The organism is Nonomuraea sp. NPDC004186 (genome assembly GCF_053603495.1).
Map to the genome: position 1 here is coordinate 16,521 of NZ_JBSGFQ010000080.1, position 20,614 is coordinate 37,134.

Genomic DNA, 20,614 nt, shown 5'->3' on the forward strand with positions numbered 1-20,614 from the left:
CCTTTCCCGATGGCTGCTGGCCCGCTTCCGATAAAATGCCAATTCATGACGGCAATCCGCCATCTGCCCGAAGCGCCGACGGGGCGACGGCCGTTGGCCCCCGGTGCGGGCATCGACGCGCACCGGCACGACACCCACCAGATCGTCTACGCCTGCCGCGGCGTGCTCTCGGTCACCACCGGCGCGGGCACCTGGGTCGCCCCGGCCAACCGCGCCATCTGGATCCCGGCCGGCACCGTCCACGAACACCGCGCCCACGGCGACACCGACCTGCGCCTGGTGGGCCTCGCCGACAACCCCCTCGGCCTCGGCCACCCCACCGTCCTCGTCGTCGGCCCCCTGCTCCGCGAGCTGATCATCACCTACACCTCCGACGAGCGCTCCCCACCGGACGGCGGGGAGCGCGAGAGGTTGTGGGCCGTGCTCGTCGACCAGCTCAAGCGCGCCCCCGAGCAGCGGCTGCACCTGCCCACCGCCCGCGACCCCAGGCTGGCCGCCGTCTGCGCGATCCTGCGCCGCGACCCCGCCGACAGCAGGACCCTGGCGCAGCTGGCCGTCCAGGCCGGCACCAGCGACCGTACGCTGGCCAGGCTGTGCCGGCGCGAGCTGGGCATGAGCTTCCCGCAGTGGCGCACCCAGCTCCGCCTGCACCACGCGCTGCTCCTGCTGGCCGACGGCGTCGCCGTGACCACCGTCGCCCACCGGTGCGGGTGGGCCTCCGCGAGCGCGTTCATCGACGTGTTCGGGCGGGCGTTCGGGTACACCCCGGGCAAGGCCTTTACATTGTAGATTCGCTACAATGTGATCCTGTGAGCAAATCGAAAGGCAAGGGCGGGACCCCGGCCACCATGGCGCTGACCAAGGCCAAGGCCGAGTTCACGCTCCACCCGTACGAGCACGACGCCTCGGCCCAGGCCTACGGCGAGGAGGCCGCGGACGCGCTCGGCGTCCCGTACGAGCGGATTTTCAAGACGCTGGTGGCCGAGGTGGAGAGCGGGCTGGCGGTGGCGGTCGTGCCCGTGTCGGGCAAGCTCGACCTCAAGGCCCTGGCCGGCGCTCTCAACAGCAAGCGGGCCGCCATGGCCGACGCCGCCAAGGTGGAGCGCGTCACCGGCTACGTCGTGGGCGGCATCAGCCCCCTGGGCCAGCGCAAGCAGCTCCCGACGGTGGTCGACTCCTCGGCGCTCGACTTCGAGACGATCTACTTCTCGGCCGGGAAGCGCGGCCTCCAGATCGAGACCGCGCCCGACAACCTCATCACGCTCACCAGGGCCGTCACCGCCCCCATCGGCAAGTCCTCCTGACCGCGCTCATCGCCGCCGCCCGGGCTCCGAGCTGTCCAGGGGCGACTGGCCGACGAGCCATTCGAAGAGCCGCCGGCGTCCCCAGAAGAAGGGGTGGTCGCCGCGTCTCCGGCCGCCCTCCGCCTCGCGCCTCTTCCGCTCCTCCTCGGCGAGCGCCTGCTCCAGCCCCGGCGTGTTGCCGCCGCCGAAGCGGGCCATGTCCGGTCCGGCGAAGCCCTTGGGCTCGACGTCCCGCAGCGCTGACTCCATCGACTCCACCCAGATCGGCCCGGGCAGCGACGCCCCCTGTACCGCTCCGTAGTAGTCGTCCCCGATCTGCACCCCCTGCAGCGGGAAGCGGTACGACCCGCGGATGTCCCCCACGCTGACCGCCGCCGCCAGCGCGGGCGTGTAACCGGCGAACCAGGCCGAGGTGTAGCCGTTGTTGGTGCCCGTCTTGCCGGCGGCCGGCCAGCCGATGCTCTGGCCCTGCATGGTGCCCTTGGAGAAGACTCCCTCCAGCACGTAGTTGACCGCGTCCGCGACCTCCTCCTCGATGGCGCGCTCGCAGGCGGGCGGCACGTGGGTGCGCCGCCCGTCCCTGCCGACGATCTCGACGATCGCCAGCGGCCGGCAGTAGATCCCCCTGGCCCCGAACGCCGCGAACGCCGCCGCCACCGTCACCGGATCCATCTCGTTCACGCCCAGCGTGAACGTGGGCACCTCCTTCAGCGGCTCCCCGTCCGCCCTGGCGATCCCGAGCGCCTTGGCCGTCCGCACCACGTTGCAGAGCCCGACCTTGCGCTCCAGCATCATGTAGAAGATGTTCACCGACTTCCAGGTGCCGGTCTCGATGCTGTGCGGGCCGCCGGAGCCCTCGCCGGTGGCGTTGAGTATGCGGGTGTCCGGGTCGTTCACGGCGTGGCCCGCGCAGTCGCGGTAGCCCTGCCCGGGCACGAGTTCGCCCGGGGTGTTGAAGCCGTCGCCGAACCGCCACCCCTGCTGGAGCGCCGTGGCCAGCGTGAACACCTTGAACGTCGACCCGGCCTGGAACCCCTGACCGCCTCCGTGCGCCACGTCCGCGGCCAGGTTGAAGGTGGTCTTGGGGCCGTTCTTCCGGTTGCCGGGGTTGCGGCCGAAGCGTTTGCTGGCCGCTATCGCCCTGATCCGCCCGGTTCGCGGCTCGACCATGGCCTCGGCGGCCACCTCGGTGTCCTCCGGCCAGACGTGGCGGCGGATGGCCTGCTCGGCGGCGCTCTGCGCGATCGGGTCGAGGCTGGTCCTGATCGTCAGGCCGCCCCTGGCCATCCTGGTCCGCCGCTCGGCCTCGGTGTTGCCGAAGACGGGGTTCGACAGCAGCTCGCGCTGGACGTAGAGGCAGTAGAAGGGATAGGCGCTCTGCTCGCACCCGCCGGGCTCGGGCCTGAGCTTGATGGCCAGCGGCGCGGCCTTGGCGCTCGCCGCCTCCTGCGGGCTGATCAGCTTCAGCCCGGCCATGCGGTCGAGCACGAGGTCCCGCCGCGTCTTCAGGCGCTCGCGATGGTCCCGGCCGAGCGAGGGGTCGGTCGAGTACGGCATGCGCACCGCGCCGGCCAGCGTGGCCGCCTGGCCCAGGGTCAGCCGGGAGGCCGACGTGGAGAAGAAGCGCCTGGCCGCCGCCTCCACGCCGTGGGCTCCGGCGCCGAAGTAGGCGATGTTGAGGTAGCGCTCCAGGATCTCGTCCTTGCGGTACTTCTTCTCCAGCGCCAGCGCGAGCCGCAGCTCGGTGATCTTGCGGGCCAGGTTCGGGGCGCGGGCGCGGTCGCGCTCGGCCTCGGTGCGGGCGGCCTCGATCAGGATGTTCTTGACGAGCTGCTGCGTCAGGGACGAGCCGCCCTGCTTGATGCCGCCGGCCTGCGTGTTGGTGAGCAGCGCCCGGAACGTGCCCCGGATGTCGAGGCCGCCGTGCTCGTAGAAGCGGGCGTCCTCGATCGCCACGATCGCCTTGCGCATCACCGGGGCGACGGCGCTCAGCCGCACGGCCGTCCGGTTGGCCTCGTAGAACTGGGCGAACGTCCTGCCGTCCTTGTCCAGCAGTCTGGTCACCTGGTCCAGGGGCTCTTCACGCGGGGCGGGCGGCAGGTCGACGAAGGTGCTCGCGACGTTCTTGGCGGCGATGCCGCCCCCGCTCACCACGGGCGCGGCCAGTGCCGCGGTCAGCACCCCTCCGAGCGCCCCCGCCAGCCCGAGCGCGCCGACGGATCTGAGTACGGTCACGTCACATGATCTGCGACGTCCGGATCCGCGCCAAACGCCCGCTTGTCACCTGTTTACCGTTGCCTGCGGATGTGCAGACCGAGCGAGGCGAACTGTTCGAACGGCCGGTGGTAACCGCGTTCGATGTGGTGCACGCCGCGCAGCGTGGACGGCCCGTCGGCGACGGCGGCCGCCAGCACGGCCGAGAACCCCGCCCGGATGTCGGGCAGCGTCACGTCGGCGCCCTTGAGCTTGGACACGCCGCGCACGACGGCCGAGTGCCTGGCGTTGGTGTCGTGGTACCGGCAGGCCGGCCCGCCCAGGCACTGGTCGAACACCTCGATCTCGCAGCCCATCTTCTGCAGCGCGGGCACGTACACCAGGCGGTTCTCGAAGACCGTCTCGTGCAGCACCGACATGCCCTGGCTCTGCGTGAACAGCACCATGAGCGGCGTCTGCCAGTCCGTCATGAACCCGGGGTGGGTGTCGGTCTGCACGGCCGCCGAGCGCAGCCCCTCGGGCGGCGCGGTGGCGCACAGGTACTCGTCGTTGATGTCGAACTGGGCGCCCATCCTGGCCAGCGTGGTGATCGCGGTGACCAGGCGGTCCTGCGGGCAGCCGTGCACCCGCACCTCTCCCCCGGTGACCAGGCCGGCCGCCAGGTAGGAGAACGCCTCGATGCGGTCGCCGGTCAGCCAGGTGGAGGCGCCGCGCAGCCGTTCGACGCCCTCGATGACGATCCTGCGGTCGGGGGAGAGCTCGATCCTGGCCCCCATCCGCTGCAGGAACAGCGCCAGCTCCACCACCTCGGGCTCCATCGCGGCGTTCTTCAGCACCGTCTTGCCCTCGGCCAGGACCGCCGACATCAGGACGGTCTCCGTGGCGCCGACGCTCGGGTACGGCAGCTCGATCCGGGTGCCGTGGAGCCGGCCGGCCTTGGCGAAGATCCCGGTGTCGCCCACCTCCACCTCGGCGCCCATCGCGCGCAGGGCCTCCACGTGGAAGTTGACCGGCCGCCGCCCGATCGGGTCGCCGCCCACCAGCGGGACGAACGCCTCCCCCGCCAGGTGCAGGAGCGGGCCGAGCATGAGGATGGGGATGCGGTTCAGGCCGGTGAACGCGTCGGGCACCCTCGGCTCGATGGCCTGTCCCCGCGCGATCCTGATCTCCGTGCGGGAGATCTCGACATGGATGCCCAGCGCCCGCAGCATGGCGGCGGTGATCTCCACCTCGCCCACCTCCGGGGCGTTGTGGATGCTGCTCTCCCCGCCGCCCAGCATGGCGGCGACCATGTGCTTGGAGACTCCGTTCTTGGAGCCGCGTACCTCGACGTCCCCCCGGAGCGGGCCGGAGGGTTCTATCAACCAGACCTCTTCTGCAATCACGAGGCGAGCCTAGCCGGGGGATACCATCGAGCTGATTCGGACACACATGTAAGGGGGAGTGGCGTGACGAGGGAAGTGCGCGCTTTCGCGGTAACTGTCCTCGCACTTGCCACTCTCGGAGCGGCTGCCGGGCTGGTCTGGTCAGGGATCACGCCACGGGCGCCGTACCAGGTCACCGATCAGGGGACGGTGCTGGCCGACCCGTCCACGCAGGCGCTGATCGCGGCCGACGGGTGGTTCGCGGTGATCACCGGCGGGCTGGGGCTGCTGTGCGGCGGGGTCGCGTGGTTCGCGGCGCGGCGGTGGATGCTGCCGGTGCTGCTCGGGCTCTGCGCGGGCGGCGTCCTGGGGGCGATGCTGACGCTGTGGGTCGGGTCCACGTTCACGATCGGGGCGGTCGTCATCGAGGCCGCCGCCACGCCCGGGGTGAAGGTCGTCCCGGGCGCGCTGAAGCTGACGGCCTCCGGCGTGCTGGTGTCCTGGCCGCTGCTGGCGGTGGGGCTGTTCGGGTTCCTGGAGGGCATGCACGGGTACCGCGAGTCGCCGCTGCGCCACCCGTACGGCGACCCGCCCGAACCCCTCTGACCCGCCCGAACCCGTCTGACCCGCCCGAACGGCGACCCGCCCGAGCCCTTCCGACCCACCCGCACGACGACCCGCTTGAGCCCGTCTGACCCGCCCGCACGACGACCCGCCCCGTGCGGCGGCTAGAGCGGTGGGCGGCGCTCGCCGTGCCGGGTGGCCTGCTCGAACGCGCGGGCCACGCGCAGGACCCTGGCGTCCTCGAACGGCCGACCCACGATCTGCACCCCCACCGGAAGCCCGTCCGCCGTGAACCCGGCCGGCACGGACGCGGCCGGCGCGTGCAACACGCTGATCCAGTACGCGGAGCGCATCCAGGCGAGGTAGTCGGGCATCGGCTCCCCGTTGATCTCGCTGACGTGAGGCTGCTCGACCGGGAACGGCGGCACCTGGCTGACGGGCGCGATCAGCACGTCGTAGGTGTCGAAGAAAGCGGCCATCCGCTGGTAGAGGCGGCTGCGGCCCCGCTCGGCCCGAGCCAGGTCGGCGCCGGTGACCTTGCGGCCCTGCTCGACGTTCCACGCGGTGTTGGGGCCGAGCCCGGTCAGGTCGCCGAAGGACAGCGCGTAGTTCCACGCCCGGTAGGTCCGGAACGCGTCCTCGGCCTCCGACAGGTCCAGCTCGACCTGCTCGACCAGGGCTCCCAGCCGCTCGAACACCGCCGGCGCCGTCGCGGTGACGGCCGCCGTCCTCGGGTCCACCGGCAGGCCGCCCAGGTCCGGGCTCCACGCCACGCGCAGCCCCCGCACGCCCTCCTCCGGCTCGGGGGCGAAGACCTCCTTGATCGAGTACGGGGAGCGCCGGTCGAACCCGGCGATCGCCCCGAACATCAGCGTCACGTCCTCGACCGTCCTGGCCATCGGCCCCTGCACGGACAGCGTGTACCAGGCGTTGGTGTCGGACGGGTCGGGGACGCGGCCCGGGGTCGGGCGCAGGCCGACGACGTTGCAGAAGGAGGCCGGGTTGCGCAGCGAGCCCCCCATGTCGGACCCGTCGGCCAGCGGGACCATGCCGGTGGCCAGGGCCGCGGCCGCGCCCCCACTGCTGCCTCCGGCGGACCTGGACAGGTCGTAGGGGTTTCCGGTGGCGCCGAACACCTCGTTGACGGTGTGGGAGCCGGTGCCGAACTCCGGTGTGTTGGTCTTGCCCATGGTGATGGCCCCGGCGGCACGCAGCCGCCGGACGATCAGGTCGTCCTGGGCCGGGACGTTGTCGGCGAAGAGCGGCGATCCGTACGTGGTGCGGATGCCGGCCGTGTCGACGAGGTCCTTGTGCGCGACGGGCAGGCCGTGCAGCGGACCGGCCGGCTCCCGCGCGTCGGCCGCCTTGGCCGCGTCGAGCGCCTGCTCGGCGACCAGGGTCACGATGGCGTTGACGCGCGGGTTGACCTGCTCGATGCGGTCGAGGTGGGCTTGGACGACCTCGACGGCGCTCACCTGCCTGGTCCTGATCAGGTGCGCCAGCTCGGTCGCGGTCGAGTAGTGCAGTTCGCTCACCCTTGGATCCTCCCCCACGGGCCGCGGCCCGACGACGGCGAGGGTTGCCCACCCCGGCCGCGACCGCTCGTCGGATCACCACCGCTCAGGAACTCTCCCGCACCAGCCCCCGTTCCGGTGGCGCGGTGTGGCCGTCCCTCCGTCTGGCCAGGATGAGCAGGCCGGTGACGGCGAGCGCGCAGGCCACGATGACGAGCTGCACGCCGTACTGGATGTCCTGGGTCGGGAGCACGATGTTGCCGGTGTGGAAGCCGGTGTGCACGCCGACCGCCATCCACACCGCTCCGGTGCGCGCCCGCGCCGCCGCGCAGGCGAAGCCGATGCCGATCGCCTGGAGCACGTAGAGCAGGCGCTCGGCGGGCGTGTCCGCCGGGCTCCGGGAGAGGATGTGCAGCGCGCCGAAGCACACGGACACCACGATCAGCACGGCCCTCGGGGACAGCCGGCCCGACAGCGTGTCGAACAGGTGCCCCCGCCACAGCAGCTCCTCGGGGAACGCCTGGCCGAGCAGGACTATGGCGACGTAGAGCGGCAGGTAGGGGAGCTGGTCGCGCATCACGTCCCACGGCAGCCAGGCGGCCACGCCGAGCGCCACCGACAGAGCGTTGGAGGCGATCACCGCGGCCGCGCCGGCCAGCACTCCCGCCAGCAGGTGCGGCACGGCCCGCCAGGACCTCGTGAGCCCCACGCCCCGCCACGACTGGCGGCCGAGGAAGCGGCGGATCAGGTAGACGAGCCCGAGCGAGGCCAGCGTGACTCCGATCACGCCCACCGGCTGATAGAGGGGGTCGCCCCGGTCGAAGAGCAGCATCGCGGGAAGGGAGCCGCCGTACACCTGCGCGAACATCGCGACGACGGCGATCAGCACGGCCCAGACAGGATGGGTGGCTTTCATGGACCGTCACGCTAGGCAGCCCTGCGCCGCCGCACATCGGCCCGCGGTCTGAACCCGCCATGACCTTCGTCATGGGTCCTCAAGGAGGATCACAACGCCCTCGCGGGAAACTATGGTCGAAGCCATGCAGCGTCCTCTGGCCCGGCTGCGCGTCCCCGACCGGCCCGTCCTGTTCACCGTCGTGTTCTGGGTGGTGCTCGTCGCCACCGGGGCCGTCGCGTACGCGGCCGAGCCCTCGACGCCGCCGTGGGCCGTGCCCTTCGGCGTCAACCTGGCGCTCGTGGCCGTGCTCTGGCTGCTGCTGCCCTGGCGGCGCTGCGAAGGGTGGCGGCGGCCTCTTCCGGTGGCGTTCCTGCTGGCGACGTTCGCCCTGGGACTCACGGGCTCGGCCGAGATCCACCAGTTGCTGACGCTCCTGGCGATCGCCAATGTGGCGTTCGTCCACGGCATGCGGACCGCGGCCGTCATCGTCGGCTGCCTGATGGGCGGGCTCTTCGTCACGACCGCGGTGGCCTACGGCATTCCGGAGGCCACCGTGCAGACGGTGGTCACCGTCGTCTTCGCCGCGTTCGTGCTGGGCATGACGTCGGCCGTGCTGGAGGCGCGGCACAGGCGGGAGGAGGCGCGGCGGCTGCTGGCCCGGGTCAGGGAGCTGACGGTCGCCCAGGAGCGGGCGCGGATGGGTGCCGAGATGCACGACTCCATCGGCCACCACCTGACGGTGATCAAGCTGAGCCTGGAGAACGCCGAGCGGTTCCGCTCGCGCCGCCCCGAGGCCGCCTGGGACGAGGTGCGCCAGGCGAAGGGGCTGACCGTGGAGGCGCTGGCCGACGCCCGCCGGTGGGTCCGCGCGCTGCGCCCGCTCGCGCTCGAGGGCCGCGTCGGCAGCGCGGCGCTGGAGCGGCTGGCGGCGTCGTTCGACGGCACGGGGCTGGCGGTGTCCTTCGAGGTGGTGGGCGGCGAGGTGCCCTTGGAGCCCGACGTGGAGCTGGTGCTCTACCGCGTGCTGCAGGAAGGGCTCACCAACGCGGTCCGGCACGCCGGGGCCCGCCACGTCGACGGCACGCTCACCTTCTCCGGCGAGGCCGTCGTCCTGGCGGTCGCCGACGACGGCAAGGGCCGCGACCGCGAGGGACGTAACGGGTTCGGCCTGAGCTCGCTCGCCGAGCGCGCCCGCGCCGTGGGCGGCACCCTGGTCGCGGGCGACCGGCCGGGCGGCGGCTTCGAGGTGCGGGCGGAGCTGCCCGTCCGGGCGAAGGTGGCGACGTGAGGGCGATCAGGGTGCCGCTGGAGGTGCGGGCGGAGCTGCCCGCCCCTGTGAAGGTGGCGACGTGAGGGCGATCAAGGTGCTGCTGGTCGACGACCAGGAGCTGATGCGGCAGGGCCTGCGCAAGATGCTGGAGATCGAGGACGGCATCGAGGTGGCGGGCGAGGCCGCCGACGGCGAGGAGGCACTGCTGGTGGCCGCCGAGTGCCGCCCGGACGTGGCGCTGGTGGACGCCAGGATGCCCAGGATGGACGGCGTCGAGCTCATCTCCCGCCTGTCGGCCCGGCAGCCCGGGGTGGCGTCGATCGTGCTCAGCACGTTCGACGAGGACGACTACATCTTCGGCGCGCTGCGCGGCGGCGCCGTCGGCTACCTGCTCAAGGACTGCACGCCGGAGGAGCTGATCGACTCCGTCCGCCGCGCCGGCCGCGGGGAGACGGTGCTCGCCTCACCGGTGGCCGCCCGCCTGGTCGCCGAGCTCCGGCGCACCCCGCCCGCGCCGGCCCCGCCGGCCGCGCCTCGGGACCGGTTGTCGGCCCGGGAGGCGCAGGTGGCCGCGCTGATCGCCGCGGGGGCCTCCAACCGCGAGATCGCGGCCCGGCTGCGCATCGCCGAGGGCACGGTGAAGAACCACGTCTCCAGCCTTCTCCGCAAATACGCCCTCCGCGACCGCACCCGCCTCGCCCTCCACCTCAAGGACCCCCCACCCTCCTGACCCCCGCCACCCCATCAAGCACGGGCCCGAACCGCGGACGACCACCATCCCACCCCAGGCGGATCCCGGCCCTTTCCGGAGACCGCTACGACCGCCGTCACGCCCCCAAGCGGATCGCGCCCCCGCGGGAGGCCACGACGACCGCCGTCACGCCCCCAGGCGGATCCCGGCCCCTCTCGAGTGGGGTTGTGCGCCCCGACTCCGGTGGTCCGGACCGAGATCCCGATGCCCGCGCCCGGCCCCCGCCCGGACCGGCGCGCCGGGACCCCCGTGGCCGGCAGCACCGATATCGTCGTATTCACTGTACGTAGTTGAGGAGACACTCGGTGCGCACGCAGACGGACGAGGGCTACCGGCACGCGCTCGGCAACCGCCAGGTCCAGATGATCGCGATCGGCGGGGCGATCGGGGTCGGCCTGTTCCTCGGTTCGGGCGGCCGGCTGGCCGCCGCGGGGCCCGCCCTGGTGATCTCGTACGCCACCGCCGGGGCGGCCGCGTTCTTCGTCATGCGGGCGCTCGGCGAGCTCGTGCTCTACCGCCCGGTGGCGGGGTCGTTCGTCGAGTACGCGGGCGAGTTCATCGGCCCGTGGGCGGCGTTCGCCAGCGGCTGGATGTACTGGATCAACTGGGCGTTCACCGGCATCGCCGAGCTGACCGCCATCGCCGCCTACATCCATTACTGGGCTCCGGCGTTCCCGCAGTGGCTGACGGCGCTCATCGCCCTGGGCTTCGTGCTGTCGGTCAACCTGGTGTCGGTCCGGCTGTTCGGCGAGCTGGAGTTCTGGTTCGCCATGCTGAAGGTGCTGGCGATCACGATCTTCCTGGTGGTCGGCCTGGTCCTGGTGGTCTTCGCGGTCGGCCAGGCGACCCCGCACAACCTCGTCTCCCACGGCGGCTTCTTCCCCAAGGGCTTCCCGATGGTGCTGATGAGCCTGCAGTCGGTGGTGTTCGCGTACGCGTCGATCGAGCTGGTCGGCATCACGGCGGGTGAGACGGCCAGGCCGCACCAGGTCATGCCGAAGGCGATCAACGGCGTGGTGTGGCGCATCGCGATCTTCTACGTGGGCTCGGTGGCGCTGCTGGCGATGGTCCTGCCGTGGACCGCGTACCACGCGGACACCTCGCCGTTCGTGACGGTCTTCGCGGGCCTCGGCGTCCCGTGGGCCGCCGACGCGATGAACCTCGTGGTGATCACCGCCGCGCTCTCGTCCTGCAACTCCGGCCTGTACGCCACGGGCCGCATCCTGCGCTCGATGGCCATGAAGCAGGAGGCGCCCGGGTTCACGGGCACGCTCAGCTCCAGGTTCGTCCCGATGGGCGGCATCCTGTTCACGGCGGCCATGTTCCTGGCCGGGGTGGCGCTGTTCTACTTCCTGCCCGAGCGCGCCTTCAACATCGCCACCGCCGTCGCCTCCCTGGGCGTGATCACGACCTGGGGCGTGCTCGTCTGGTGCCAGATGCGGCTGCGCCGGTCGGGCCACCTGTCGGTGTTCCCGATGCCCGGCGCGCCGTACACGAACTGGCTCACGCTGGCGTTCCTGGTGCTCGTCGTCCTGCTGATGCCCTTCGCCGACCCCGACCAGCGGGTGGCGTTCTTCCTCATCCCGGCGCTGGCCGTGGCCATCGCCCTCGGCTGGCGGGTGGTCAGCCGCCGCCGGATCGTCAACGGCGGCCGCCCCTGACTGAGTACTCTCGATGTGCCGGCACAGAGCCGCCGCACACGGGGAGGCCGCACTGGACGAGGCGACACGACAGACGCCGAGGTGGACAAAGCGGGCGATAGTCCAGACCGTGGCGGCCGCCGCCGTCGGCGCCGCGCTTGCCGTGGCATGCGCGCCCTTGGGCGTCTTACCGAGGCTGGCCTGCGCCGTGCTCGGCGCGGGCTGCCCGGCCGATCAGGAGCCGAACGGGAGGCTGCCGCAGGCGACCCGCCTGACGCCCGTGCAGGTGGCGCAGGGCGGCATGTACGTCGCGCTGGGCGACTCCTACTCCTCCGGCGAGGGCGTCTGGGACCTGGACCACGAGCCGATCAACGACGGCGCCGACCGCTGCCACCGGGCGACGGGCTCGTACGTGCCGCTGGTGGCGCAGACCTACCGCTTCGGGGGCGGCACCGCCTTCTACGCCTGCAGCGGCGCCACCACCACCCAGATCCTGTCGGGCCAGTACGGCCAGAAGCCCCAGATCACCCGGGTCGGCCCGAACGCCAGCCTGGTGACGCTGAGCATCGGCGGCAACGACGCCGGGTTCACGAAGGTGCTCACGGGCTGCATCGTCAAGCTGCCGTGGTCGTCGGCGTGCGTGGAGCAGGACGCCGCCGTCGCCCGCCGCATCGACGAGCTGCGCCCCAGCCTGACCAAGGTGCTGCGCGAGGTGCGGACGCGGGCGCCGAACGCCCGCATCATCGTCCTCGGTTACCCCAGGCCCTTCCCCGAGGACCCCGTGGCGACCGTCGACAACATGAGCGCCGAGGACCAGACCTGGCTGAACGGGATGACGCGCCGGCTCAACGACACGGTGGCCTCGGTGGTGTCCGACTTCGACCGCACGATCGCGGCGTTCGGCGTGCCGGGGAGCGTGGAGTACGTGGACGCGTACGAGGCGTTCACGGGGCACGAGGTGGGCCGGCCGCAGCCGTACCTGAACGGGCTGAGCGTGAACATGGACGAGCTCAAGGTCAACGCCCGCAGCTACCACCCGACGGGCGACGGCTACCGCCGCTTCGCCGAGCTCATCACCAAGCAGATCGCCGCCGGGCCGGGCCGCCCCATGAACAACGTCCGCCTCGACGCCCCCTGACGCCCGCTCACTCGGCCGAGCGCTCCTCGGCCAGGTGGAGGCCCGCCTCGATGACGGCGTTCATGATGGGCGCGAGCCGGGCCTCCCCCAGCGACGGGGCACGCAGCGCCATCCGCGACACGAGCGCGCGCTCCCGGGCCATGTCGCGCCCCGCGAACCCGCCGACCGGCTTGATCCGCTGCACGATGCCCGCCAGCGCCGCGCGCCGTTCGAGCAGCGTGGCCAGCGCCGCGTCCACCCGGTCGATCGCCTCGCGGCACTCCGGCAGCGTGGCGGGCGCCTCGGGCCGCACCAGAGCGCCCACGACCGTCACGGCCTCCTCCGCCGCGCGCAACACCGTCGCCGGGGAGAGCTCCTGACGGGCCTCGGCGAGGCTCCCGGGGCCCACGAACTCCAGCACCCCGCTCCTGGAGGGCTCAGCCGTCCGGGCTCCCACGTAGGTCCCGAGCTTGGCCGGCCCACCAACCGGCGGGGTGCCTCGTTCGGCCGAGTCCACGACGAGCCCGTCGGCGCCCGCCGCCACCGCCGCCGCGGACAGCGCCGCGTCCCGCGAGACGTCGGCGAGCACGGGACGCCCCGAGACCGCGCGAGCCGCCCGCATCAGCCCCAGGTCCAGCCGGCCGCCCTCGCACAGGAGCACCCGCCCGTCCCCCTCCCGCGCGCAGTAGTCGGCCAGCTCCAGCCACTCCTCCAGCGAGGCGGCGGGCCGCCGCTCCACGACCACCGGCAGCCCGAGGCCGGCCGCCGAGCGCACCAGCGGAATGTCGCGCGTCCACGACGAACCCACCACGACCGCGTCCGCCCGCTCGGCGATGGCCGGCAGATCGGCCGCCGAGTACGGCTCCACCAGCGTGGCGTGCTCGCCCAGCACCTCGTACGCGTCGGCCTCCCCGCGGTGCGCCCGCAGGTCGACCCGGCCGCCGATCACCACGGCGGGCCCTTCGCCCACGAGCGTTCCGCCCACCGCCACGGCGCGCCGTTCCAAGGTCGATGACATCCTCGACTCCCCCAATTCGGGCCGGCCCCTGCGCAGCCGGCGGGAAAACCAAAAAGGCAGAGACGGGTCGTCTCTGCCTCGTGCCGGCTCCAGGTGGTCGCTAGCTGACGACCGGCTCTCCCGGAGCCGGCTCGATAAAGGCGTAGCGACAAGTCATGTCTGAAACACTACACCCATGGCTTCACCTGCTGGACGGTGCCGCTCACATGACGGACTGTCCTTCAGGCGAGTCGCCGTTGATCCCTCTCTATGGGAGTATTTCTTGGCCTAGAGGAGGGTTTGAGGCCGTTGATGTCGGATCGCAAGCAGGAGGGACGCCGCATCGCCGGCCGCTACCAACTGCAGGAACCCATCGGCAGGGGCGGGATGGGTATCGTCTGGCGCGCGTACGACGAGCTCCTGGACCGCACGGTCGCGGTCAAGGAGGTCAGGTACGCGGCCGCCCTGGGCGAGGAAGTGCAGCTGCTGAACCGGCGCACCATGCGCGAGGCGAGGGCGGCGGCGAGGTTCGAGCATCCCAACGTGATCGTCGTTCACGACGTGATCGAGGAGGATGACCGGCCCTGGATCGTCATGCAGCTCGTCCAGTCGCGCTCGCTGGGCGCCGTGATCAAGCAGGACGGGCCGCTGGCACCCAAGCGGGTGGCCGAGATCGGCCTGGCCGTGCTGGACGCGCTGCACCGTGCCCACGAGGCCGGCGTGCTGCACCGCGACGTCAAACCCGAGAACGTGCTGCTGGCCGACGACGGTCGGGTCGTGCTCACCGACTTCGGCATCGCCACGCTGGAGACCGAGACGCAGCTGACCGTGACCGGGCTGGCCGGGACGCCGGCGTTCATCGCGCCCGAGCGGCTCAAGGGGCTGCCCGCGCGGCGCGAGTCCGACCTGTGGTCGTTAGGGGCTACGCTGTACACGGCCGTGGAGGGCCGCTCCCCGCACGAGCGGGGGATGGCCCTGGCGACCATGCACGCCGTGCTGACCGACGAGCCCGATCCGGCCGCGCACGCGGGCCCGCTCACCGACGTGATCCTGGGCCTGCTGAACAAGGAGCCGGTCCAGCGGCTCACGTACGAGGAAGCGCAGCGGATGCTGCGGCAGGTCATCGCCCAGGCGAGCCCGCCGCCGACCGCGCAGTTCCCCGCGGCGCAGACGATCCGCGTGCCGCGGCCCACCACGCCACCACCGCCGCGCAAAGCCCCCGCCCCGGCCGAGCCGCCGTCGCAGAACGAGGCCTCCGCGCAGGGCAAGGCCGCCGTCCAGAACAGGTTCCGCGCCCTGGGCAAGCTGCGCCAGGCGCCGCCCGTCGAGGACGACACCCCGACCGACCCCAACCTGATCGCCTCCGCCGCTCCGGTCCCGTCGCCCGCCGTCCCCGAGACCGGGTCGCGGATCACGCCGTCGCCGACCGCGGCACCGGCCCCCGCCCCCGCCACCGCCGAGTCCACGATGGACGCGACCAGGACGGACCCGCGCCGGGCCGGGCCGGTCATCGCGGCGGCCGTGGCCGTCGTGCTCGTGGCCGTGATCGGCGGCTACCTCGGGCTGAGCTCGGCCCCCGACGAGCGCGACACGAAGAAGGGCTCGTCCCAGGCCACGGTCCCCACGGGCACCGCCTCGCAGGCGTCGCCCAGCGCGTCCACGTCGGGCTCCGCCGAGCCCAGTGCGTCCCAGCCGCCGTCACCGACGGCCACGACTCCGGCTCCCACTCCCGAGAAGGAGAAGGAGAAGGAGAACGCGCTGCCGGCCGGCTGGAAGATGTACAAGGACAAGAAGCTCGGCTTCTCCGTCGGCCTGCCCAAGGGCTGGGACGTGCTGACCCGCGGCGGCAACCAGGTCAAGTTCCGAGGCCCCGGCGCGGCCTCCAACGCGTACCTCATGATCGAGGACGGCGGGAAGAGCAGCAGGGACCCGTACAAGGACTGGAAGAAGCAGGAGCCGAGTCTCAAGAACAACTTCGGCGGCTACAAGAAGCTCGACATCAAGCGGGTCGAGGGCTTCCAGAAGGCCGCCGCGGACTGGGACTTCACCTGGAACACCAACACCGGCAAGACGCGCGTGCGCAACCGGGGCTTCATCACCGACAACGGGCGGGGATACGCGATCTACTGGCACACGCTGAAGAGCCACTGGAAGGCCGACTACGACTTCTTTGAAGGGTTCTGCGCCACCTTCAAACCGGCCAAGTAGGCTTCACCGCGTGGAAAGGCAGGTCGGCAACCGGTATCGCCTCATCGAGCCGCTCGGCGAGGGTGGCATGGGCGTGGTCTGGCGTGCCTACGACGAGCTGCTCGACCGTACGGTGGCGATCAAGGAGGTCCGCTACACGGGCGTCGGCGACGCCAAGCGGGCCGAGCTCAACAGCCGGACCATCCGGGAGGCCAGGGCGGCGGGCCGCCTCGACCACCCGTCGGTGATCGTCATCCACGACGTCGTCGAGGAGGACGGCCGCCCGTGGATCGTGATGCAGCTCGTGCGCTCGCGTTCGCTGGCCGAGGTGGTGCGCGAGCGCGGGCCGCTCACGGTGGGGCAGGTCGCGGTGATCGGCGGGCGGGTGCTCGACGCGCTGCGCGCCGCGCACGCCACCGGGGTGCTCCACCGTGACGTGAAGCCCGAGAACGTGCTGCTGGCCGACGACGGCCGGGTGGTGCTGACCGACTTCGGCATCGCCTCGCTGGAGGCCGAGGCGGGGCTGACGGCGACCGGCGGGCTGGTGGGCACGCCCGCGTACATGCCGCCCGAGCGCCTCAACGGCGAGCCCGCGCGCCCCGAGTCGGACCTGTGGTCGCTGGGGGCGACGCTGTACGCGGCCGTCGAGGGCGAGCCGCCGTTCAAGCGCGACTCGTGGGCCGCGACGGTCGCGGCGGTGCTGCGCGACGCGCCCGAGCCGCCCGCGCGGGCCGGCGCGCTGCAGCCGGTCATCATGGGGCTGCTGCGCAGGAGCCCGGACGAGCGCCTGCCCGCCGCGGAGGCCGCGAGGCTGCTGTACGAGGCCGCCACGGGCCCCGCACCCCACCCGACGTCCCCCGGGGCATGGCGACCGACGGCCGGTGCCGCGAACACGGCCGAGGGCCCCACGCTCTCGACGCGGCCCAGGCGCGGCAGGGCGCTGTGGATCGGCCTGCCCGCCGCCGTGGCGGTGCTGGGCGCGGGCGGCTTCCTGGTCTCCAACCACTGGACGAGCACCGCCGCGACCCCGAGCCCCACACCGACGGGTCCCGCCCCCACCGCCGAGCCGACCACGTCGAGCACTCCCACGGCCATGCCCACGGCCACGCCCGAGCCCACGCGTACGCCCACCACGACGACGCAGCCGGTGCCCGCGGGGTGGCGCGCGTTCAGGAGCGCGCAGGGCCGCTTCGGGGTCGCCGTCCCGGAGGGGTGGCGGGCCGTGAAGCACTCCACCAGGGACAGCATCACCTTCAAGGGCCCCGACAGCCCCGGCGCGATGATCGTGGAGTGGACCGTCCCCGACCTCGCCTGGACGGACCCGGCGAAGCAGTGGGCCAGCCTGGAGAAGGAGATCCGGGCGAAGGGCGAGTTCGAGGGATACAGCCGGATCGGCATCGTCTCGACCACCTACCTCGGCCGCAAGGCCGCCGACTGGGAGTTCACCAGGATCCGCGGCGGGCAGCGGATCCACGTGATCAACCGAGGCTTCCGCACCGCCGACGGCCGCCCGTACGCCCTCTACTGGGAGACCACCGACGCCCGCTGGGCCTCGGACCGGCGCTACTTCGAGACGTTCGCGAAGACCTTCAGACCTCAATGAAAGAGCAGGCGCACTTCTGGCGGCATCCGGCGGTGCCGGGCACCGACCTGCTCAAGGCCCGTTACGTCACCCACCGCTTCACCCGGCACGTGCACGACGGCTACGCCATCGGCGTGATCGTCAGGGGTGTGGAGGAGTTCGACTACCGCGGCACCCTGCACCGGGCGGGCGCGGGCGAGGTGGTGCTGGTCAACCCCGAGTCGGTGCACACCGGCCAGGCGGGCACGCCGGACGGCTGGTCGTACCGCATGCTCTACCCGTCGATCGACACGCTGGCGGGGATCGCCGCCGAGCTGGGCGTGCCGTACGCGACGCCGCACTTCCCCAGGCAGGTCGTGCGTGACGAGGACATGGCGCTGCTGCTCGGCCGAGCTCACCAGGCGGCCGAGCGCGGCGACGCGCTGGCCGCCTCCACGCTGAGCCGCACGCTGTTCGCGCGGCTGGTGACCCGCCACGCCACGCCCAGGCCGGCGGCGATCCTGCCCGCCGAGGGCCGGCGGGCCGTGCGGGACGCGCTCGACCTGCTGCACGGCAGCCTCGTCGACCCGCCGACACTGGACGACCTGGCCGACGCGGTGGGCGCGCGGCCGTTCGCGCTGCTGCGGGCGTTCAAGGCCGAGACCGGCCTGCCGCCGCACGCCTACCTCACCTCGCTGCGGGTGCGCCAGGCGCGCCGCCTCCTGCAGTCCGGGGTACGCCCGGCGCAGGTGGCCGCCGAGGTGGGCTTCACGGACCAGGCCCACCTCAACCGGCATTTCAAGCGCATCGTGGGCGTGCCGCCCGCGGCGTACCAGCGTGCTGCAGGAACGTACAAGACCGGCGGTTCCCCCACCTCCTAGCCTCTTGCGGCATGGAACAGACAACTCACCGTTCCGCCGCCGTGCGGGACGGCCTCGGCGTGGGCGTGGCCGTGGGGCTGTCGGGGATCGCCTTCGGCGCCGCCGCGATCACCGCGGGCCTGAGCGTGCCGCAAGCGTGCGTGCTGAGCCTGCTGGCCTTCACCGGCGCCTCGCAGTTCGCGCTGACCGGCGCGGTGGGCGCGGGCGGCGACCTGGTGACCGCCACGCTGGGCGCGCTGCTGCTGGGCGGCCGCAACACGCTCTACGGCCTGCGCCTGGCCGACCTGCTCCGGGTACGCGGGCCCCGAAGGCTGCTGGCCGCGCAGGGAGTGATCGACGAGACGACGGCCGTCACGCTGGCCCAGCCGACCCCGGAGGCGGCCCGTACGGGCTTCGTCACCACGTTCGCCAGCCTCTACCTCACCTGGAACCTGACCACCCTGGCGGGCGCCTACGGCGCGTCGTTCCTGGGCGACCCCGGCGTGCTGGGGCTGGACGTGGTGGGCCCGGCCGCGTTCCTGGCCATCCTGTGGCCGCGCCTGACGGCCAGCGCCGAGCTGCGCCGGCTGGCCGGCGCGGCGGCGGCGATCGCCCTGTGCGCCACCCCGTTCCTGCCGCCCGGCGTGCCCGTGCTGCTGTCGGCGGCCGCCGTGCTGGTGGTGATGGCGCGATGACACTGTGGTGGGCCATCGCCGCGGTCTGCGCGGGCTGCTACGTGCTCAAGCTGGCCGGACTGGCGGCGCCGCGCCGGGTGCTGGAGCATCCGGCGATCCGCAGGTTCGCCGAACTGGTGCCGGTGGCGCTGCTGGCGGCCCTGATCGCGGTGCAGGTGTTCACGGAGGAGGGCGGGCTGAGCTTCGACCCGGCGCGCACGGCCGGGCTGGGCGCCGCGGTCGCCGGGCTGCTGCTGCGGGCGCCGTTCCTGGTCATCCTGGCCGCGGCGGCCCTCGTCACCGCGCTTGTCCGGTTCTTTCTTGGGTAGTCGCCGTGCATGTCCGATGCAACAGAGATGGTCGGTGGGCGTTACCGGCTGCTCAGGACGATCGGCCGGGGCGGGATGGGCACGGTGTGGCAGGCTCATGACGAGGTGCTGGGCCGGGACGTGGCGGTCAAGGAGATCCTGCCGCCACCCGACCTGACGGGTCCCGAGCGCGAGGTCTTCGCCGTACGCACGTTCAGGGAGGCCAGGGCCGCCGGCCGGGTGGCGCATCCAGGTGTGGCCACCGTCTACGACGTCCTGGAGGAGAACGGTCACCCGTGGATCGTCATGCAGCTCGTCAACTCCCGCACCTTGGGCGAACTGATCCGCGAGGACGGCCCCATGTCCCCGCCGGCGGCCGCGGACATCGGGCTGCAGCTCCTCGAGGCGCTGCGCGCGGCGCACGCGGCGGGCGTGCTGCACCGGGACGTCAAACCGGACAACGTGCTGCTGGCCGAGGACGGCCGGGCGGTGCTCACCGACTTCGGCATCGCCACGACGGAGGACGAGGCTCCCGTGACGAGCACGGGCGTGCTGCTCGGCACCCCCGCGTTCATGGCGCCGGAACGCGCGGCGGGCAGCCAGGCCAAGGCCTCCTCCGACCTGTGGTCGCTGGGCGTGACGCTCTACATCGCGGTCGAGGGGCACTCGCCCTTCCAGCGGGACAACCCCCTGGCCACGCTGGGCGCGGTCCTGCACGCCGAACCGGAGCCGCTGGCCCGCGCGGGTGTGCTCGGCCCCGTACTGCTCGGGCTGCTGCGCAAGAACCCGGCCGAGCGCATGTCGCTGGAGGAGGCCGAGCAGCGGCTGGCCGCGATCCTGACCGGCGGCGCCCCCGAGCGGACGGGCCCCCTCACCGAGCCGGGCCCGGCCGGGCCCGGCGCGATCAAGCCAGGTGCGACCGGGCCGGGTGCGACCGGGCCTGGCGGGGCTTCCCCGCGGCGGCGGCGCAGGCTTCCGGTGGCCGTGATCGCGGGCGGCGCGCTGGTCGTCGCGGCGGTCACGGGCGGCGCGGCCTGGTGGTCCGGCCGGACGCGGGACCTGCCCCGGAGCCCGGGCCCCACCCCCGCCGTCGTGACCGCCGGGCCCTCCACCGGCGATCCGACCACCGGCGCTCCGCAGCTCGCCCCGACGCCCTCCACACCCGATAGCTCCCCGCCGGACAGCTCCCCACCGGCCGTCGAGGACCGGCACAGGACGCCTACCGGCGAGCGCAAGGACCCCACCCGGGAGCCCACGCCGACCGGTGAGCGGAAGAACCCCGACCGGACGCCGACGCCGAGCGCGAGCGGCAAGAAGGACCGCGACAACACCACCCCTTCCCGGACCCCGGACTCGGTCGAGCCGTCGGAGCCGGAGGGCTGATCGTGCAA

Annotated in this window: 18 protein-coding genes; 13 read left to right on the forward strand and 5 right to left on the reverse strand. The window is 72.8% G+C overall.

The features are described 5' to 3' along the window. Positions 1–45 precede the first annotated feature (45 nt). Positions 46–789, forward strand: a complete 744-nt coding sequence (locus ACWEPL_RS44760; RefSeq protein WP_452439799.1) for a helix-turn-helix domain-containing protein — start codon at positions 46–48, stop codon at positions 787–789. A gap of 59 nt (positions 790–848) precedes the next feature. Next, positions 849–1,304, forward strand: a complete 456-nt coding sequence (gene ybaK / locus ACWEPL_RS44765; protein WP_350729233.1) for a Cys-tRNA(Pro) deacylase — start codon at positions 849–851, stop codon at positions 1,302–1,304. 6 nt (positions 1,305–1,310) lie between these two features. On the opposite strand, the gene ACWEPL_RS44770 is transcribed toward ybaK, so the two are convergent. Continuing rightward, the gene (locus ACWEPL_RS44770; protein ID WP_452439800.1) at positions 1,311–3,539 is read right to left on the reverse strand and encodes a transglycosylase domain-containing protein; all 2,229 of its coding nucleotides are present in this window, start codon (positions 3,537–3,539) and stop codon (positions 1,311–1,313) included. A gap of 53 nt (positions 3,540–3,592) precedes the next feature. Continuing rightward, the gene (gene murA, locus ACWEPL_RS44775; RefSeq protein ID WP_363963734.1) at positions 3,593–4,903 is read right to left on the reverse strand and encodes a UDP-N-acetylglucosamine 1-carboxyvinyltransferase; all 1,311 of its coding nucleotides are present in this window, start codon (positions 4,901–4,903) and stop codon (positions 3,593–3,595) included. Positions 4,904–4,966: 63 nt separating this feature from the next. Here murA and ACWEPL_RS44780 point away from each other — a divergent pair, with 63 nt between their 5' ends. Further along, entirely contained in the window at positions 4,967–5,488 is a 522-nt protein-coding gene (locus ACWEPL_RS44780; protein ID WP_355191768.1) for a hypothetical protein, read from the forward strand. A 122-nt stretch (positions 5,489–5,610) separates the two neighbouring features. Here the strand turns inward: ACWEPL_RS44780 and ACWEPL_RS44785 are convergent, their stop codons facing one another. Further along, complete coding sequence (locus ACWEPL_RS44785) at positions 5,611–6,981, reverse strand: amidase (RefSeq protein WP_363963732.1); 1,371 nt, start codon at positions 6,979–6,981, stop codon at positions 5,611–5,613. A gap of 85 nt (positions 6,982–7,066) precedes the next feature. Next, a complete protein-coding gene (locus ACWEPL_RS44790; protein WP_452439801.1) occupies positions 7,067–7,876 on the reverse strand; it encodes a CPBP family intramembrane glutamic endopeptidase in 810 nt (269 codons plus the stop codon). Positions 7,877–8,000: 124 nt separating this feature from the next. Between ACWEPL_RS44790 and ACWEPL_RS44795 the strand changes: the two genes are divergently transcribed. The 4 genes from ACWEPL_RS44795 to ACWEPL_RS44810 all read left to right on the forward strand — a co-directional run bounded on the left by ACWEPL_RS44795 (position 8,001) and on the right by ACWEPL_RS44810 (position 12,657). Continuing rightward, a complete protein-coding gene (locus ACWEPL_RS44795) occupies positions 8,001–9,146 on the forward strand; it encodes a sensor histidine kinase (RefSeq protein WP_452439802.1) in 1,146 nt (381 codons plus the stop codon). A 61-nt stretch (positions 9,147–9,207) separates the two neighbouring features. Then, positions 9,208–9,858 (forward strand): response regulator, encoded by a 651-nt coding sequence (locus ACWEPL_RS44800; RefSeq protein ID WP_452439803.1) that lies wholly within the window; start codon positions 9,208–9,210, stop codon positions 9,856–9,858. 326 nt (positions 9,859–10,184) lie between these two features. Beyond that, a complete protein-coding gene (locus tag ACWEPL_RS44805; protein WP_350729210.1) occupies positions 10,185–11,540 on the forward strand; it encodes an amino acid permease in 1,356 nt (451 codons plus the stop codon). A 109-nt stretch (positions 11,541–11,649) separates the two neighbouring features. Next, positions 11,650–12,657, forward strand: a complete 1,008-nt coding sequence (locus tag ACWEPL_RS44810; RefSeq protein ID WP_363963724.1) for an SGNH/GDSL hydrolase family protein — start codon at positions 11,650–11,652, stop codon at positions 12,655–12,657. A 7-nt stretch (positions 12,658–12,664) separates the two neighbouring features. On the opposite strand, the gene ACWEPL_RS44815 is transcribed toward ACWEPL_RS44810, so the two are convergent. After that, positions 12,665–13,654, reverse strand: a complete 990-nt coding sequence (locus tag ACWEPL_RS44815; RefSeq protein WP_363963722.1) for a chorismate mutase — start codon at positions 13,652–13,654, stop codon at positions 12,665–12,667. Positions 13,655–13,945: 291 nt separating this feature from the next. On the opposite strand from ACWEPL_RS44815, the gene ACWEPL_RS44820 reads away from it, so the two are divergent. The 6 genes from ACWEPL_RS44820 to ACWEPL_RS44845 are packed head-to-tail and all read left to right on the forward strand — an operon-like array spanning position 13,946 to position 20,606. Then, complete coding sequence (locus ACWEPL_RS44820; protein ID WP_452439804.1) at positions 13,946–15,841, forward strand: serine/threonine-protein kinase; 1,896 nt, start codon at positions 13,946–13,948, stop codon at positions 15,839–15,841. Positions 15,842–15,851: 10 nt separating this feature from the next. Next, positions 15,852–17,423, forward strand: coding sequence for a protein kinase domain-containing protein (locus ACWEPL_RS44825; protein WP_452439805.1), 1,572 nt, complete (start codon positions 15,852–15,854; stop codon positions 17,421–17,423). Further along, entirely contained in the window at positions 17,420–18,262 is an 843-nt protein-coding gene (locus ACWEPL_RS44830) for an AraC family ligand binding domain-containing protein (RefSeq protein ID WP_452439806.1), read from the forward strand. The genes ACWEPL_RS44825 and ACWEPL_RS44830 overlap by 4 nt, the downstream gene beginning before the upstream one ends. Positions 18,263–18,273: 11 nt before the next feature. Next, a complete protein-coding gene (locus tag ACWEPL_RS44835) occupies positions 18,274–18,936 on the forward strand; it encodes an AzlC family ABC transporter permease (RefSeq protein ID WP_350729199.1) in 663 nt (220 codons plus the stop codon). Beyond that, complete coding sequence (locus ACWEPL_RS44840) at positions 18,933–19,244, forward strand: AzlD domain-containing protein (protein ID WP_363963714.1); 312 nt, start codon at positions 18,933–18,935, stop codon at positions 19,242–19,244. Before ACWEPL_RS44835 ends, ACWEPL_RS44840 begins: the two co-directional genes overlap by 4 nt. 9 nt (positions 19,245–19,253) lie before the next feature. After that, positions 19,254–20,606 carry a serine/threonine-protein kinase gene (locus ACWEPL_RS44845; protein WP_452439807.1) on the forward strand — a complete coding sequence of 451 codons (1,353 nt, stop codon included), beginning with the start codon at positions 19,254–19,256 and terminating at the stop codon, positions 20,604–20,606. Positions 20,607–20,614 lie beyond the last annotated feature (8 nt).